The organism is Pseudomonas sp. MDT1-17 (assembly GCF_054898105.1).
In genome coordinates this window covers 1,882,019-1,899,007 of the sequence record NZ_JBUBVM010000001.1, presented here as the reverse complement: position 1 = coordinate 1,899,007, position 16,989 = coordinate 1,882,019, and the positions used below count along the sequence as shown (strand labels likewise).

Genomic DNA, 16,989 nt, shown 5'->3' with positions numbered 1-16,989 from the left:
ACCAGATAGAGAAGTCATGTTCAAGCGAAACACCTTAGGCCTCGGTGGTGCCGCCCTGTGCGGCACCCTGCTGGTCAGCGGCTGTGCCAATCACATGTCGCAACGCAGCGAGCACGAGGAACGTGTCGAGCGCAAATTGCTCGATCACAGCCTGCAGATCGATGTCGGCGAGCCAAAGGTGCTTGAGCTGCCGCAACGTCGGGTGAAGATCCACGAGCAGAAGACGTTCGAAGTCACCGAGTTCGAGGTCACCCGCCACTACGATCGCTACACGCCTTACCAACCCTGGCGGGAGGCTTACGAGATCCCGTTGGGTGCGGTGGCCGTGGTGGCCGGTGTCGGGGCGAACGTGGTCAACGTGTTCGCACTCGGCAACCTGCCGGACAGCGTGACGAAAGATTGGTTGAGCTACGGTTTTGCCGGGCTCAACCCGTTCATGAACGTGCAGTCTCATGGTCGCGCGCAACAGAACCTGGCGGGAATCGACGAGGTCCAGCTCGACAAGCGCACCGAATACTCGAGCCTGCCATGGAGCGAGCGTCCGGTTGAGGTCAAGGCCGGTAAGGAAACGTTCGACCTGAGCACCGACAAAAACGGCGTATTGCGCGTGAACCTGCTGGACAGCCCGTTCGCCGAACATGACATCAATCATCTGAGCCGACTGCTGATCAGTGTCGCAGATGCCCAGGACGATGTGCACACCAATTCATCCCTGGCGGTCAGCAGTTCCTTGCGCGGCAAGCTGCTCGAAGCTCACGGGCTGATTTACGACGACCTCGAAGACGACGAAGTGAGCCAGTGGGTCCACCGGGTCAAACGTCTGTCGGAACTGGGTCTGGAAGAAGAAGCCACCGAGCTGGAACAGAGCCTGATCGAACTGACGCGCAACGATCCTGAGTTGCAGACCGAATTCCTCAAGTCGCTGACCAAGGATGCCGGGCGACTGGTAGCCGATCCGGGACCGAATTAAACGCTTAAAAGCTTCGCGAGCAAGCCCGCTCCCACATTAGATCTCCGGCGTTCGCAAATAATGTGTTCACAGAAGATCCAATGTGGGAGCGGGCTTGCTCGCGAAGGCGGCCTGACATTCACCACTGCATCAAAACCCCGCCACTACCGCTCAAACAACTCCATCTGCTCAAACCCGCCCCGCAAATCCTCCAGCCGCACTCCAATCCCCAACAACCGCACCGGTTTCCCGCCGCGATTGAACGCCTGGGTCAGCAATAACTGATAGCTCCCCAAATCCCGCCCTGCCCCGGCCTGCTCCAGAGTGGTCTGGGTGAAGTCATGGAATTTCACTTTGACGAACGGCTTGCCCGGCCGATAGCTGCTGTCGATCCGCGCCATGCGACCGGCCAGGGTTTCCAGTAACTCGGGTAATTTATCGAGACAGCTCACCAGATCGGGCAGGTCCACGTCGTAGGTGTTTTCGACACTGATCGACTGCCGGCGACTGTCGTTGTGCACCAACCGGTCATCAATCCCACGAGCCAGGCTCCAGAGGCGCTCGCCGAAGCTGCCGAATTCCCGCACAAGCGCCAACTTGTCCCATTCGCGCAGATGCGAGCAATCGAGGATGCCAAGCCTGCTCAGCTTGTCGGCAGTCACCTTGCCCACACCGTGCAGCTTGCTCACTGGCAAACCACTGACAAAATCCTCGACCTGATCCGGCGTGATGACGAACAAGCCGTTGGGCTTCTTCCAGTCGCTGGCTATCTTGGCCAGAAACTTGTTCGGCGCTACGCCCGCCGAAACGGTGATGTGCAGCTGATTAGAGACGCGACGGCGGATGTCTTGGGCAATCCGCGTTGCACTGCCGCCGAAATGCGCGCACTCCGACACGTCGAGGTAGGCCTCATCCAGTGAAAGCGGCTCGATCAAGTCGGTGTAATCGCGAAAGATCGTGTGAATTTCCTTCGAGGCCTCTCTATAAGCCTCCATGCGCGGCTTGACGATGGTCAGGTCCGGGCACAGCTTCAAGGCATGTCCGGAAGACATGGCCGAACGCACCCCATACGCCCGCGCTTCATAATTGCAGGTGGCGATCACGCCACGCCGATCCGCTGAACCACCCACCGCCAGAGGCTTACCGGCCAGGCGCGGGTCGTCACGCATCTCGATGGCGGCGTAGAAGCAATCACAATCGACGTGGATGATTTTTCGCTGCGTCATATAAAAGCAGTGTTCATGGTGAAGAAATGGAGTCTTGGCGAGTCAGATCGGCAGTATCTCACTGACACCTGTATATAGCACCAGTACTCAGAATGTTCTTTTCCACTCGTAGGAAAACTGCCGGATGAATTTATTTTTTCAATCGAGAAGCGTCACCCGATAGAGCTTAAAGCCTTGCCACACCAGCCTCTCAGCCGATCACACGGCCCTCTTTTAAAGCTAAGCGATTGAACAGGAAGAGGTTTTCTCTGGATTGAAGGTTGACAGCCCGCCGATCCTCTGTAGAATGCCGACACACAGACGCGGGATGGAGCAGTCTGGTAGCTCGTCGGGCTCATAACCCGAAGGTCGTCGGTTCAAATCCGGCTCCCGCAACCAAACATCAAAAAAGGCTACTCGAAAGAGTGGCCTTTTTTGTGCGCGCTTGTTTTGTCCAGATGAAGTGGTTATGCCTGCACGGCGCCTAAATGAGAAATCGTTCTGATTCCGAAACTTAAGCCTCCCCCACGACCGCTCGCCGCTCATTTACGCTTATTTGACCCTATTCAGGATTAACGGTTGACACCTAGGCGTATCTCTATAGAATGCCGCCACACAGACGCGGGATGGAGCAGTCTGGTAGCTCGTCGGGCTCATAACCCGAAGGTCGTCGGTTCAAATCCGGCTCCCGCAACCAAACATCAAAAAAGGCTACTCGAAAGAGTGGCCTTTTTTGTATCTGTAGAAAAAGTCCTTTCGCAACAATGATCTGCCACTGTGTAGTGAGCCGTTCGGGATCACCCATACGCTGAGCCCAGACTAAGCTGAACCGCAAACAAAACCCTCTATGACTGATGACGTACCATCGCTGATACCCGGTGAGAGGCGTTAATATTTTGTAATTATTTTTTTCTACAGGGATTGGTAACTTGGCTGGATACCCCCATCCTGTCGCGCACAATCCAAGAGGTGATTGATGCGCGCCAACTCGTCTGATCCACAAGACACCGTCACAGCGATACAACCGATCAAGGCCGAGCGTCTGCGCTTGCTTGATCGGATCAGCAAATACCGCCAGCCCATCGGCCTGGCAGTCACTTTGCTATTGTTCGCTATCGCGCTGATTGCCTGTCGCCACCTGCTGAGCGAACTCGATCTGGACGCTCTGCACGACTCGATTCTCGACGTTCCAAAACCCGCATTGTTGGGCGCGCTGGGCGCGACCGTGGTCGGCTTCATCATTCTGCTGGGTTACGAATGGTCGGCCAGCCGCTACGCGGGCGTGACACTGGCGCCGAAAATCCTGGCCCTGGGCGGGTTCACCGCCTTCGCCATCGGCAATGCCATCGGCCTTTCAATGCTGTCGGGGGGCTCGGTTCGTTACCGTTTATATGCACGTCATGGCCTGGGCGCTTCTGAAGTCGCCCACATGACGCTGTTTGCCAGCCTCTCGCTCGGCTGCGCCCTGCCCCCACTGGCCGCCCTCGCCACCCTCAGCAATCTGCCTGGGGCCTCTACCGCCCTGGGTCTGTCCGAGACGTTGCTGGGTGCAATCGCCGTGGCCGTTTTGCTGCTCTTCAGCGTATTGGCCATCGGCATCTACCGCCGCCGTCTGCCAGAACAACCTTATCCCGACAACTTGCTGGTCAAGGTTGGATGCCGCACCTTGCGCCTTCCGGGCCGTCGCCTGACGTTCCTGCAACTGATCATCACGGCCCTGGACGTCGCCGCCGCGGCAACCGTGCTCTATCTGCTACTGCCTGAAGCGCCGCCCTTCGGCGCATTCCTGCTCGTGTACCTGCTGGCCCTCGCCGCCGGTGTGCTCAGCCACGTTCCCGGCGGGGTCGGGGTGTTCGAAGCGATTCTGCTGGCCGCCTTCTCCGACACACTCGGCGCCGCGCCACTCGCTGCCGCCCTGCTGCTCTATCGCCTGATCTATGTGGTGCTGCCGTTGCTGGTGGCCTGCGTATTCCTGCTGATCAACGAAGGTCAGCGCCTGTTTCAATCGCGTCAGTCCTTAAGGGTGGCGTCCGGCCTGGCCGCGCCGATTCTGGCGGTGCTGGTATTTCTGTCGGGCGTGGTGGTGTTGTTCTCCGGTGCCACCCCGGAAATCGACACCCGCCTGGAGCACATCGGCTTTCTGATCCCGCATCGACTGGTCGACGCCTCGCACTTCGGTGCCAGCCTGATCGGTGTGCTCTGCTTGCTGCTCGCTCAAGGGCTGCGCCGCCGACTGTCGGCCGCCTGGATGCTGACCACCATATTGTTGCTGGTCGCCGCCCTGCTCTCGTTGCTCAAGGGCTTCGACTGGGAAGAAGCCTGCCTGCTGACCCTGACTGCGAGCCTGCTGGGGGTTTTCCGCAGCTCGTTCTATCGCCCCAGCCGTTTGACCGAACTGCCCTTCTCGCCGCTGTATCTGGTGGCCAGCCTGTGCGTACTCGGTGCGTCGATCTGGCTGTTGCTGTTCGCCTATCAGGACGTCCCGTACAGCCATCAGCTCTGGTGGCAGTTCACCCTCGACGCCGATGCTCCGCGTGGCTTGCGCTCGTTGCTGGGTGCCGCGGTGCTGCTGGTGGTGGTGTCCCTGACCTGGCTGCTGCGCACCGCGCGCCCGGTCATTCATCTGCCGACGCCGGATGAACTGGACCGCGCGGTAAAGATCCTCATGGCTTCGTCCCAACCCGACGGCGGCCTCGCGCTGACCGGTGACAAGGCGTTGCTGTTCCACCCCAACGACGAGGCGTTCCTGATGTACGCCCGCCGGGGTCGCAGCCTGGTGGCCTTGTATGACCCGATCGGCCCGACCCGGCAACGGGCGGAAATGATCTGGCAGTTCCGCGACCTCTGCGACATCCACCACGCCCGTCCGGTGTTCTATCAAGTGCGCGCCGAGAACCTGCCGTACTACATGGACATCGGCCTGACCGCGATCAAGCTCGGCGAAGAAGCCCGGGTCGACCTGCATCGCTTTGATCTCGAAGCCAAGGGCAAAGAGATGAAAGACCTGCGCTACACCTGGAACCGAGGCACTCGCGATGGCCTGTCGCTGGAAATCTTTGATCCGGGGCAAGCGCCGATGGATGAGCTCAAGGTGATTTCCGATGCCTGGCTGACCGGCAAAAACGTGCGCGAGAAAGGCTTCTCGCTCGGCCGCTTCAGTGATGACTACCTCAAGCATTTCCGCGTCGCGGTGATTCGTTTCGAAGGGCGCCCGGTGGCGTTCGCCAATTTGCTCGAGACCTACGGCCATGACCTGGCCAGCCTCGACCTGATGCGCGCGCACCCGGACGCCCCCAAGCTGACCATGGAGTTCATGATGGTCGGCCTGATTCAACATTATAAAAATCATGGATACGCGCGTTTCAGCCTGGGCATGGTGCCGTTGTCGGGGTTGCAACCCCGTCGTGGTGCCCCACTGACCCAGCGTCTGGGCTCGATGGTGTTCCGCCGTGGTGAGCAGCTCTACAACTTCCAAGGTTTGCGCCGCTTCAAAGACAAGTTCCAGCCTGACTGGGAACCTCGTTATATGGCCGTGCCCGCCGGACTCGATCCGCTGGTTGCCCTGGCCGACACTGCTGCCCTGATTGCGGGCGGCTTGACTGGATTGGTGAAACGCTGATGATTCAACGCTCCTTGCGGTATGTACTGGCCACACTGGTAGTGCTGGCCCTGATTCTCGGTGGCGGTTACTGGTACCTGAACCGCCCGGCACCCGAACCGACCCTCGAACTGCTGACCCCGGCCGATGGCGCCGCGATGACCCGTGTCATCCCCGGTAACACGCCACGCGCCCAGGTGCTGGTAGCGGTCAATGAAGACCAGAAGCTCAGCGACAAACAGTTGATGACCCTGAGCCGCACCGGCTCGGCGCAGATTGTTCAGGTGATCCTGCCCAAAGACTGCCTGCTGCAAAGTCGCGCCCTGCAATCGGCCCTGAGAGAACTCAAAGGCCCGGCGACCCTGGTCAGCGGCATCGGCCCTGGCGCCGTGCTGGCGTGGCGCTGGCTGTCCGAGCAGAAGGACGACAAGGCTCAAGCCATCTCGGTTGACCTGGCCCTGGAAAAACCCGGTTGCACTCACCTGCTGCCAAAAAATGCCACTCACGGTCACTGGCTGGTGGCGTGGAACGACAACCCGGACGACACCAGCGCCGGCTTCGTGCGCGACCAACCCAACGCCGAAACCAGCATCAGCGATTACGACATCAATCTGCCGCAAGTGCTGAACAACGAACTGCGCAAGATCCTCGTTGGCGGCGATAAAGCCGCCGGCGGCCTGCAGATCCCGGTGGTCGAAGTGCCTGCCGGTCAAGCCAAGGACACCGTGACCCTGTTCCTTTCCGGTGACGGTGGCTGGCGCGACCTTGACCGCGACGTAGCGGGAGAGATGGCGAAGATCGGCTACCCGGTGGTCGGCATCGACACCTTGCGTTACTACTGGCAGCACAAGAGCCCTGAGCAAAGCGCCCTGGACCTGGCCGAACTGATGCAGCACTATCGGCAGAAATGGGGCACCAAGCGCTTCGTCCTGACCGGCTACTCGTTCGGCGCCGACGTCCTGCCAGCCATCTATAACCGCCTGGCCGAGTCGGAACAACAGCGCGTCGACGCCATCATCCTGTTGGCCTTCGCCCGCACCGGCAGCTTCGAAATCGAAGTCGAAGGCTGGCTCGGTAACGCCGGCAAAGAAGCCGCCACCGGTCCGGAAATGGCCAAGCTGCCACCGGAGAAAGTGGTGTGCATCTACGGTGAAGAAGAAGTCGACGAAAGCGGCTGCACCGACAAGACTGCCGTGGGTGAGGCGATGAAATTGCCTGGTGGTCATCACTTCGACGAGAACTACCCGGCGTTGGCACAGCGGTTGGTGGATGTGATCGAGAAGCGTCAAGCGAAGGAGACGGCGGTTCAGGAGTGATCTGAGTTCCGCTGACAAAGGAGCCCTCGCTACCTCACGGTAGCGGGGGCTTTTTAATTCCAGCAGCCATCACTAATCCCCTGTGGGGGCGGGCTTGCTCGCGAAGACAGTCTCCCAATCAAGAAAGATGCTGACTGACCCACCGCTTTCGCGAGCAAGCCCGCTCCCACAGGGATTAGCCGCGCAAAGCCATAGTCAGAACTGGTCAATCTTGGTTAAGCTCAACGCAAAATTGCGCAACCCAGCTCAACTAGGCTCAATCAAGGACGAACATGCATAGGATTGGACATGGCCGCGAACAGTAACTTCTCCTTTCTCCAGGAACACGATCCTGTTTTCCTGCAGCTCGCGACCACTGCCGAGCAGATCTTTGCCAGCGATCCCAACACCACACTTATCAAGCTGCGACAGCTAGGCGAAGCATTGGCTCAGGACCTGGCCAGCCGCGCCGGTATAGAGTTCGATGCCAACACCAAGCAGACCGACTTACTCTACAAACTAAGCCGCGATATCCAGCTGGATCAAAAAATTCGCAACCTGTTTCACACGCTGCGGACCGAGGGAAATAAAGCCACTCACCAATTTCGTACTCAGCATCGTGAGGCAATGGACGGACTGAGAGTCGCCCGTGCCTTGGCCATTTGGTATCACCAATCCTTCGGTAAGCATGGCGATAAGTTTAAACCTGGCCCCTTTGTAGACCCAGAAGACCCCAGCACTCCGCTGCGCGACCTACAAAACCAGATTAAGCTGCTTAAAGCGCAGTTGAACGCGTCTAGCCAACAACTTGAAAGCAATCAGCAGTTGGCTGAACTGACAAATCGTGAGTCCGAAGAATATGCCGTTCTCGCGCAGCAGATGGATGTTGAATCACGCCTCCATCAGCAGCAAGCCAAACAGCATGAAGCCGAACTGACGAAGTTGCGTATCGAGCACGAGCAACGCATCAAAGCTCTGCAAACTCAACTGTTGACCCAACCTCAGGCCTCTTCACAGGTCATGCACCGCACAATGCGGGCGAGTCAGAAGTTCGACCTGAGCGAAGACCTGACTCGCATCCTTATCGACCAGCAGTTGGTCGACGCTGGCTGGGAAGCCGACTCCCTCGACCTGACCTACAAAAAAGGCATCCGCCCCGAAAAGGGCAAGAACAAAGCCATTGCCGAGTGGCCCACTACCATTCCAAACGCCGACGCCGACTATGTACTGTTCGCGGGCCTAACGCCGGTAGCTATCGTTGAAGCCAAACGCAAACGCATCAATATTGCAGACCGCATTCCCCAAGCGGCGCGTTATTCCCGCGAATTCACATTCGCCACGGAGCAACTAAAACCATGGCTACTCGCCGGTCAATCCACGGCCTGGAACGATGGTGAAGGAAAGCATTTCCAAGTGCCCTTCGCCTTTGCCTGCAATGGGCGCCCTTTTATCAAGCAACTCGCCGAACAATCCGGCACCTGGTTCCGAGATCTGCGCAGCCGGGCCAACACAGCCCGACCACTGCAAGACTTCCATAAGCCTGATGATTTGCTGGATCTGCTCAAGCGCAGCCGCGAGGAGGCCGAAGCCAAGCTCAAAGAAGAAGGCTTCACCTATTTGAAGTTGCGCGACTATCAGGAAAATGCGATCCATGCCGTCGAACAAGCCTTGGCCAATAACCAACGTGACTGTCTGCTGGCCATGGCCACCGGCACTGGCAAAACCCGCACTATCATTGGCTTGATGTATCGCTTCTTGAAAGCGGAGCGCTTCAAACGCATTCTGTTTTTGGTCGACCGCAGTGCCCTCGGCCAACAGGCTATCGACTCGTTTAATGACACTGCTCTTGAGCAAAACCACACACTCGCTCAGATCTACGACATCAAAGAGCTAGGTGATATGGCAGCCGAAGCGGAAACCCGCATCCAGGTGGCCACCGTGCAGGCGATGGTCAGCCGCATTTTCCGCTCTGACACACCACCGTCGGTAGGCGAGTTCGACTGCATCATCGTTGACGAAGCCCACCGTGGTTACACCCTCGATCAAGAAATGAGCGAGGGTGAGTTGGCTGTCCGTGATCACAATCAGTACCTCTCACAGTACCGCCGCGTGCTGGATTATTTTGACGCGTGCAAAGTCGGCCTGACCGCCACCCCAGCCAAACATACCAGCGAGATTTTTGGTAAGCCGGTGTTCACCTATAGCTATCGCGAAGCCGTGGCGGATGACTGGTTGATCGACCATGAACCACCGATCCGCTACGAAACCCAACTCAGTAAAAACGGCATCCGATTTGAAAAGGGAGAAAAGGTCAGCATCATCGATACCCAGACCGGCGAAGTAGATGTCGCCGAACTGGAGGACGAACTCAACTTCAATATCGAGTCGTTCAACCGGCGGGTGATCACTCCCGCTTTTGACAAAGTGATTTGCGATGCTCTAGCCAATGAGCTGGACCCCTTCGGCGAAGAGAAAACCATGGTTTTCTGCGTTAACCAGGCCCATGCCGAGCGGGTGAAAAACCTTCTGAATGCTGCCTTCAAAGATGCATACGGTGAGCAATACAACCAAGCGACAGTGCAAATCATCACCGGCCAGAGCGACAAAGTTGAACAACTGATTCGTAAGTACAAGAACGAACCACACCCCAGCATCGCGATCACTGTAGACCTGCTCACCACCGGCATCGACGTGCCGAAAATCTGCAACCTGGTGTTTATGCGCCGGGTGCGCTCACGCATTCTCTATGAACAGATGAAAGGGCGCGCAACCCGACGTTGCGACGAAATTGGTAAAACGGTGTTCCGTATTTACGACCCCGTCGACCTCTACGCCAGCCTTGAAGCCGTCGACACAATGAAGCCTCTGGTGAAGAACCCTAATGTTTCGCTAGAGCAATTGGTCAGCGAACTCACCAGTGACGCTAGTCACGACGCTCCCGGCAATCAGGACGACAGTAGCCACGCCCATGATGTACTCGATGTACTCAGTCAGCGCATCATGCGGATTTTGCGCAAAGCCGACCACAAAGCTGAATCCAAGCCCTCCCTAAAAAAGAAGCTCCAAGAACTTGAAGACATTTGGGGGGTAGAACCCGCCAAACTGCACAAACACCTGCACGAGCTGGGACCCAAGCAGGCTGCCCAGTTTATTCACCAACACAGCCAGCTGCTGACCCAACTGGATGCAGTTAGCAACCTGATGGGCTCGTACAACTATCCGATTATCTCCACCCACCGTGACGAACTGATGGTGCGCGAGCAAAGCTACGGCGCCTATCAGAAACCCCAGGACTACCTCGAAAGCTTCCACGATTTCGTCCACTGCCAGCTCAACCAATCCGCAGCCCTAGGCGTGGTTGTCAATCGACCGAAAGACCTCACTCGCGAACAACTGCGCAATGTCCGGTTACTGCTGGATCAGCATGGGTACAGCGAAGTCAGCCTGAAAAGCGCTTGGCGCAACCAGACCAACCAGGAAATCGCTGCCAGCATCATTGGTTACATCCGCCAAGCCGCCATCGGCGAAGCTCTGCTGCCCTTCGAGCAACGCGTAGCCAACGCCATGCAAAAAATCTACGCACTTGAGCAGTGGACGCCAGTACAACGTAAGTGGCTTGATCGCTTGGCAAAGCAATTGGTGCACGAGGTGATCATCGATCCGCAACAGGTCAACGAAGCCTTTCAGAACGATGGCGGCATCAAAAGCCTGAATCGCCACCTCGGCGGCAAACTGGATAAAGTACTGGAAGCCTTGAATGACAACCTTTGGCCAGAAGTCGGCTGAGCCAATTGACAGACGCTAAGCAAAAACGTCTACACTGTCCTCAGTCCTAGGACAGAGGACAGTAGCTAGCCGAGGCCATATGAAGAGTCAAGACGTAGTTTTGCTGATCAAACTGATTTGCCTGGAACAGCGTGAGCGTTCGCAGCGCAAGCTCGACAGCGAAACAGCGGAACTGATCAAGCTCAGCGATACCGACGCAGTAAAACAATGGCAAGGTTGGGAAGACGACTCGGAACAAGATCCGCCAGTCCATCACGAGAGCTATTCCGTTCGCGCCCTGGAAGCCTCACTTGGCATCAGCAAAACCGAGGTCGGCGCAGCATTGAAACGCTGTATGGAGATCGGGTTATTACGCGTAGACCCAAGCTCCCATTTCATTCGAGTCAACAGCAAAGCATTGTTAGGCTTTATCGAACATGGCTTGCGTTATGTCTTTCCGGTAAAACCCGCAGAAATTGTCCGCGGCATCCCAACCAGCTTTTCCGCCCCCGTTTTACAGGACAAACTGATGAGCGGTGGCGACCTGATCCACGTTTGGCCAGACGCCTATGGCTCTCGCAAAGGACAATCCATCACCCCCCTGTTCAAGACAGTACCGGGCGCCGTCAAAAAAGACCCCCGGCTATATGAATACCTGGCGCTGATTGATGCCGTTCGCCTGGGTAATGCCAGGGAAGCCAATCTTGCTAATCAAATTCTGCGCGAAAGGATTCTCTAAACATGAGCCGGACACAAAACATTGAGATGCTCGAAGTCGTCGCCAAAGCGCTCGGCGAAGACCTGTGCCAAGAGGTCGCCTTCGTCGGCGGCTGCACAACAGCCTTGATGCTGACCGATGAATTCAGCCTGGAAGAGGTGCGCTATACCGACGATGTCGATCTGGTCGTGCACCTGACCGGCTATGCCCAGTGGCAAAAGTTGGTGGAACAGCTCAAGCAAAAAGGTTTCAAGCAATCGCAGCAGGATGAAGTCATCTGCCGCATGCGTCTCGGCGAGCTGAAAGTCGACTTCATGCCCGCAGACGCCGAAACTGCAAACCTGCTGGGCTGCAACAACCGCTGGTTTAAAGATGGCTTGGCCAGCGCGCAATGGCACGAATTACCCAGTGGTCGTCGCATTCGCCTGTTCAGCCCGCCCTACTTCCTGGGCAGCAAACTTGAAGCCTACGCTGGCCGTGGCGCCCAGAACCCACTGGGCAGCCAAGACCTGGAGGACATACTCAATCTGGTTAACGGTCGCGAAGAACTACCGAATGAAGTCGCGTCTACCGCCCCTGAGCTGCGTTCCTATCTGTCTCAAACACTGGCAGAACTGCTGGGGAATAACGATTTTGGCTACTTGGTACAGGATGCCGCTCACGGCGATAGCGAACGTGAACAGATCATCTGGGAGCGTTTGCACCAAATCGTCCAGGTCTCCGCCTGAATGGTCGCAACGATTAGATGGCTCACCCAGTCAGGCACCCACACGGAGGATAACCGTGATGTCTTCGCCCATGCGACTCAGACTTGTGCCGGTGTCTACCTGATTGCCGACGGCAGCAGCAGTCACCCTCGCAGCGGGGAGCAGGCCCAAGCTCTGCTCAATGAGCTAACCATCGGTTTTAGCCAGCTCCCAATGGCTGAACTGAACGCCGAGCAATTGGCCGACGCGCTGTTGCGCCTCATTGCCCGCAGCCATCAAATGCTACGTGATGATTTTCCCCTCGCAGCCTGCAGCTATCTGGTGCTTTGCCTGCTTCCCGATGTTGCATTCACTGTTCATGAAGGTGACTGCTGCCTCGGCGTCATTGAACAAGACGGTGAAATCAATTGGCTGAGTGCTGTACATTGCGCCCCCAACTGGCAAGGCGACCTCACTCATGCGCAGATTGCGCGGGCATCATCGCGTCATACATTGACACGCTGCTTCAGCGCCAGGCGAACGAGTAGGCCTGAAATCAATTACTGGCCTGCCCAACCAAACCAACAGTGGTTGCTGGCAAGTGATGGCTTTTGGGCCGGTTTATGCGCCCAGGAGCAACAAACATTTTTGCGTGACGGCCACCTGCCCGCCCCGCCCACCGATGATGACATCAGTTGCCTGAGCGTCATCACGCGAACGACTTGATGAGCCGAACCATTCACCTTTTTCGACTCATATTCAGATCCTTTTTAGAGTACCTCCCATGAACAACAGCGACATCGGAAGCTCTGGAACCTTTGCGACGTCCTCCGCGACGACGGCATCAACTACAGCGACTACGTCACCGAACTGGTGCTGCTGCTGTTTATCAAGATGGAATTCGAACAGGTTCAGAACAACGACAACTTCAGCCACAAGCTTCCCGAAGGTGCGCGCTGGCCGGACTTGTCCGGTAAATCAGGGCTTAACCTGCTCGACCACTACCGGCAGATGCTGCTCGATCTGGGCAAAAACACCGATCCGTTGATCGCCGCCATCTACGCCGATGCCCAGACCCGTCTGAAAGAGCCGCGTCACCTGGAACAACTGATCAAAAGCCTTGACGGTATTGACTGGTTCAGCGCCCGGCGCGATGGCCTCGGCGATCTCTATGAAGGCCTGTTGGAAAAGAACGCCAGCGAAACCAAATCCGGCGCCGGCCAGTACTTCACCCCACGCCCGCTGATCGACAGCATCATCAACTGCATCAAGCCTCAGCCCGGTGAAACCATTCAGGATCCGGCTGCTGGTACCGCTGGCTTCTTGATTGCTGCGGATGCCTATATCAAAGGTAAAACCGACGATCACTACGACCTCGATGAGAAAGCTCGAAGCTTCCAGCGCAATCGAGCCTTTGTCGGTGTTGAACTGGTACCTGGCACCCGTCGACTGGCACTGATGAACACCCTACTGCACGGTATGGAAGGTGATGAAGAAGGCGTGGTGCACTTGGGCAATGCCCTAGGCCAAACCGGGGTCAACCTCCCGAAAGTGGATGTAATTCTTTCCAACCCTCCGTTCGGTACTGCCAAGGGCGGCGGTAACCCAACCCGCGACGACCTCACTTACAAGACCAGCAACAAGCAGTTGTCCTTTCTTCAGCACATCTACCGCGGCCTCAAACCCGGTGGCCGCGCCGCAGTGGTGCTGCCGGACAACGTGCTGTTCGAAGCGGGCGTCGGCACCGACATACGGCGTGATCTGATGGACAAGTGCAACCTGCACACCATCCTGCGTCTGCCCACCGGCATTTTCTATGCGCAAGGCGTAAAGACGAACGTGCTGTTTTTCCAGAAGGGCGCCACCGACAACCCTCGTCAGGATCAAAACTGCACTCAACGCGTATGGGTGTATGACTTGCGCAGCAACATGCCTAGCTTCGGCAAACGCACCCCGTTCGGCGCAGCCCACCTCAAGCCTTTCGAAGATGCCTACGGTGAGGACGCTAATGGCAACAGCCCGCGCGCGGAGAATGTCGAAGGCATCAGCGAACTCAGCCGTTTCCGCGTATTTACCCGTGAGCAGATCGCGGAGCGCAGTGATTCGCTGGATATCAGCTGGCTGAAAGATGCAGAGAGTATGGATGCCAATGACTTGCGGGCTCCAGAAGTACTAGCAGGCGAGGCTATGGCCGAGCTGACCGAGGCTCTGCATGAGTTAGAAGAGCTTATGAGGGCGCTGGGGGCTAACGACGAAGTAGTTGCGCAGAAGCAACTGATGGCGGAGGTAATGGGATTGGCGGTGGCTCAGGAGAATGGGAATGAGTGAATTACCGAAGGGATGGGTAACCGCTTGTATTAGCGATGTTGCTGACCTGAATCCTAAGCAGAACTTCGACGATGACCTGGCAGCTGGCTTTGTGCCCATGTCCCACGCCCCGACCAATTTCAGGAACAAGCTGCGATTTGATGACCGCAACTGGGGCGACATCAAGAAGGCCTATACAAATTTCAAAGATGGCGATGTTATTTTTGCCAAGGTGACGCCCTGCTTTGAAAATGGCAAAGCAGCCTTTGTTGAAGGTCTACCCAACGGTATCGGTGCGGGAAGCAGTGAATTTTTTGTATTGCGTCCATGTAATGAAGAGATATCAGCCAAATATCTGCTGGCCTTAGTTAAAAGCCGTGGATTCATGCGTGAAGGCGCATTGAACATGACCGGAGCCGTGGGCCTACGCCGTGTACCAAAACATTTTGTTGAGAGCTACCCAATGCTGGTTCCACCAGCAGTTGAACAAGTACGCATATCCCAAAAACTTGATGAAGTCCTTGACCAAGTCGACACCCTCAAGGCCCGCATCGGCGTCATCCACGCCTTGCTCAAACGCTTTCGCCAATCTGTCCTTGTAGCAGCTGTTTCCGGGCGGCTGACCGAAGAGTGGCGAAGGACATTCTGCGAATTTGAAGAAGGTCCAGTCAGTTTAAAGTTGTCGGACGTAGCCTTAGAAATCGTTGACTGCCCTCACTCCACGCCGAAATGGCAATCCCATGGCAAAAAGTGTGTTCGGACAACTGAGTTTAGTCCTGGCTTCTTAGATGTAGATGCAGCCGGCTTTGTTTCTGAAGAAACTTTTGCTGAACGAACCAAAAGAACAAAACCTACGGAGGGCGATATTCTGTATGCGCGCGAGGGCACCGTCGGTATTGCATGCTCTATTCCCCCTAATGTTGAAATTTGCATGGGCCAACGCATGGTTCTGATTAGAGCCGGGACTCGAGTCCACCCAACATATTTACTACACACATTAAACTCAGAAATCACTCTATCCAAAGTCCGTTCACTCATCATGGGAAGCACAGCCCCTAGGGTAAATGTAAAAGACCTCAAGAACTTCGAGATACTAGTTCCATCTCTCGAGGAGCAAACCGAAATCATCCGCCGAGTAGAACAACTCTTCGCCGTCGCCGACCAACTGGAAGGCAAAGTCGTCTCGGCCAAAAGTCGTATCGATCACCTGACCCAAAGCATCCTGGCCAAAGCCTTTCGTGGGGAGCTAGTCCCTCAAGACCCGAACGATGAACCTGCCAGCGTATTGCTTGAACGTATCAAGGCCCAACGCGCCGTCGCTCCCAAAGCCAAACGTGGGCGAAAAATTGCATGAAGCGTGTGTTCATTGCCAACTTCGGACGGGAAAACTACGAATGGCCTAACTGCCTTCGTCGCTCGACGGTGGCAACCATGAACGCCGTTGAAACTCATGATCTTTGGCTGGCCAGCAACCGCGAGGAATTCATCCAGACGTCCATGAAGGTCGGGCAAACGGCGCGAGGTACGGCTCCAACACGCGGCGTCGCTTCTCGTTGGTTCAACCTGATGACGATTATCGCCGAGACTTCTGGCGACATCTGGATTCATCGAGAAAAGAACGAGCTCTGGTGGACCGAATCACTGCCGGATGCCCCCACCTTTGAACTCAGCGAAGACCCCACCGGGGAAAAACCGAAACCAGTCTATGTTTGCCATAAACCTTGCAAGCCTTGGTCCAACAAAAGCCTGAGAGGCAGCCGTTTGGAGTGGAACGGCCTTCACCCCAAGGCGCGTGACTTCCTGTCCACTGAGGCCACGCTTCAGCAGTTGTCCGCCGACTATGCCGAATACGTTTTGGCGCTGGTGCAAGGTAATGAGCTGAGTCCTTGGCACGAGCGCCAAGTGTGGAAGGACAAGCCGAGCCTATGCAAAGCGGGCCCGGTGAATACCTTTGGCGACCTCCAAAGGTCAGCGTTCAACATGGCGCGGACTGCCTGGCAGACGACGTTAGCCGCTAACGGGCAAGAAGAAACGCGCACGGTCAAAATCAAAAACTTTGGCTTCCGTGATGAAGATGAACTGCGCGCGTATCTGGAACAGCTCTTCAAAATGCAGGAAGGCATTTGCGAACTGACAGGTCTACCGCTGCAACACCTGGGCTCGGAGGACGACAAGGAATTGGTTTGCTCACTGGATCGCATAGACAGCAATGGCCACTACGAACCGGGAAACCTACAGATCGTCTGTCGTTTTGCCAATCGCTGGAAAGGTGACAGTGACAACGCCGGTTTCATCCGTTTGGTTCAACTGCTCAAGCACTCCAGCGATATGTAAAATCGGTCGCAGCGTTTAGTTTCGTTTACTTAAGGTGTCGCAATATCGGATGACGCCCGCGGACCTTGTAGGCAAACTCCGAATCGTTCTTTTTGGCACTTTGATGCCTTGTTGCGCTTTTCTTCGTCGGGA

Annotated in this window: 10 protein-coding genes, 2 tRNA genes and 1 pseudogene; 12 read left to right on the top strand and 1 reads right to left on the bottom strand. The window is 56.5% G+C overall.

The genetic code is table 11. The features are described 5' to 3' along the window. The first annotated feature begins 16 nt into the window (after positions 1 to 16). The gene (locus ACYZTX_RS08655) at positions 17 to 970 is read left to right on the top strand and encodes a hypothetical protein (protein WP_462033712.1); all 954 of its coding nucleotides are present in this window, start codon (positions 17 to 19) and stop codon (positions 968 to 970) included. A 143-nt stretch (positions 971 to 1,113) separates the two neighbouring features. Here ACYZTX_RS08655 and dinB read toward each other — a convergent pair whose 3' ends face one another. Beyond that, the gene (dinB, locus tag ACYZTX_RS08650; RefSeq protein ID WP_462033711.1) at positions 1,114 to 2,175 is read right to left on the bottom strand and encodes a DNA polymerase IV; all 1,062 of its coding nucleotides are present in this window, start codon (positions 2,173 to 2,175) and stop codon (positions 1,114 to 1,116) included. A 301-nt stretch (positions 2,176 to 2,476) separates the two neighbouring features. Here dinB and ACYZTX_RS08645 point away from each other — a divergent pair. From ACYZTX_RS08645 to ACYZTX_RS08595, 11 genes and pseudogenes are all read left to right on the top strand, one after another. Then, positions 2,477 to 2,553: transfer RNA gene (locus ACYZTX_RS08645), tRNA-Met, on the top strand. 221 nt (positions 2,554 to 2,774) lie between these two features. After that, a tRNA-Met gene (locus ACYZTX_RS08640) sits at positions 2,775 to 2,851 on the top strand. Positions 2,852 to 3,130: 279 nt separating this feature from the next. Beyond that, positions 3,131 to 5,773, top strand: a complete 2,643-nt coding sequence (mprF, locus tag ACYZTX_RS08635; RefSeq protein ID WP_462033710.1) for a bifunctional lysylphosphatidylglycerol flippase/synthetase MprF — start codon at positions 3,131 to 3,133, stop codon at positions 5,771 to 5,773. Beyond that, a complete protein-coding gene (locus ACYZTX_RS08630) occupies positions 5,773 to 7,068 on the top strand; it encodes a virulence factor family protein (RefSeq protein ID WP_462033709.1) in 1,296 nt (431 codons plus the stop codon). Before mprF ends, ACYZTX_RS08630 begins: the two co-directional genes overlap by 1 nt. 288 nt (positions 7,069 to 7,356) lie before the next feature. Continuing rightward, the gene (hsdR, locus tag ACYZTX_RS08625) at positions 7,357 to 10,833 is read left to right on the top strand and encodes a type I restriction-modification system endonuclease (RefSeq protein ID WP_462033708.1); all 3,477 of its coding nucleotides are present in this window, start codon (positions 7,357 to 7,359) and stop codon (positions 10,831 to 10,833) included. Positions 10,834 to 10,912: 79 nt separating this feature from the next. After that, positions 10,913 to 11,551, top strand: coding sequence for a hypothetical protein (locus ACYZTX_RS08620; protein WP_462033707.1), 639 nt, complete (start codon positions 10,913 to 10,915; stop codon positions 11,549 to 11,551). Between the two features lie 2 nt (positions 11,552 to 11,553). Continuing rightward, positions 11,554 to 12,258, top strand: a complete 705-nt coding sequence (locus ACYZTX_RS08615; RefSeq protein WP_462033706.1) for a hypothetical protein — start codon at positions 11,554 to 11,556, stop codon at positions 12,256 to 12,258. Next, a complete protein-coding gene (locus tag ACYZTX_RS08610; RefSeq protein ID WP_462033705.1) occupies positions 12,259 to 12,942 on the top strand; it encodes a protein phosphatase 2C domain-containing protein in 684 nt (227 codons plus the stop codon). A gap of 75 nt (positions 12,943 to 13,017) precedes the next feature. Then, positions 13,018 to 14,544: pseudogene (locus ACYZTX_RS08605) on the top strand (class I SAM-dependent DNA methyltransferase); the annotation flags it as partial. Next, the gene (locus tag ACYZTX_RS08600; protein WP_462033704.1) at positions 14,537 to 15,877 is read left to right on the top strand and encodes a restriction endonuclease subunit S; all 1,341 of its coding nucleotides are present in this window, start codon (positions 14,537 to 14,539) and stop codon (positions 15,875 to 15,877) included. The pseudogene ACYZTX_RS08605 and the gene ACYZTX_RS08600, both read left to right, overlap by 8 nt. Next, on the top strand, positions 15,874 to 16,857 hold the full coding sequence (locus tag ACYZTX_RS08595) for a hypothetical protein (RefSeq protein WP_462033703.1): 984 nt from the start codon (positions 15,874 to 15,876) through the stop codon (positions 16,855 to 16,857). The genes ACYZTX_RS08600 and ACYZTX_RS08595 overlap by 4 nt, the downstream gene beginning before the upstream one ends. The last annotated feature ends 132 nt before the right edge of the window (positions 16,858 to 16,989 follow it).

Excerpts from the sequence above, each read along its gene's own strand:
- ACYZTX_RS08655 (WP_462033712.1), top strand. The coding sequence starts at position 17 with ATGTTCAAGCGAAACACCTTAGGCCTCGGTGGTGCCGCCCTGTGCGGC.
- dinB (WP_462033711.1), bottom strand. The coding sequence starts at position 2,175 with ATGACGCAGCGAAAAATCATCCACGTCGATTGTGATTGCTTCTACGCC.
- mprF (WP_462033710.1), top strand. The coding sequence starts at position 3,131 with ATGCGCGCCAACTCGTCTGATCCACAAGACACCGTCACAGCGATACAA.
- ACYZTX_RS08630 (WP_462033709.1), top strand. The coding sequence starts at position 5,773 with ATGATTCAACGCTCCTTGCGGTATGTACTGGCCACACTGGTAGTGCTG.
- hsdR (WP_462033708.1), top strand. The coding sequence starts at position 7,357 with ATGGCCGCGAACAGTAACTTCTCCTTTCTCCAGGAACACGATCCTGTT.
- ACYZTX_RS08620 (WP_462033707.1), top strand. The coding sequence starts at position 10,913 with ATGAAGAGTCAAGACGTAGTTTTGCTGATCAAACTGATTTGCCTGGAA.
- ACYZTX_RS08615 (WP_462033706.1), top strand. The coding sequence starts at position 11,554 with ATGAGCCGGACACAAAACATTGAGATGCTCGAAGTCGTCGCCAAAGCG.
- ACYZTX_RS08610 (WP_462033705.1), top strand. The coding sequence starts at position 12,259 with ATGGTCGCAACGATTAGATGGCTCACCCAGTCAGGCACCCACACGGAG.
- ACYZTX_RS08600 (WP_462033704.1), top strand. The coding sequence starts at position 14,537 with ATGAGTGAATTACCGAAGGGATGGGTAACCGCTTGTATTAGCGATGTT.
- ACYZTX_RS08595 (WP_462033703.1), top strand. The coding sequence starts at position 15,874 with ATGAAGCGTGTGTTCATTGCCAACTTCGGACGGGAAAACTACGAATGG.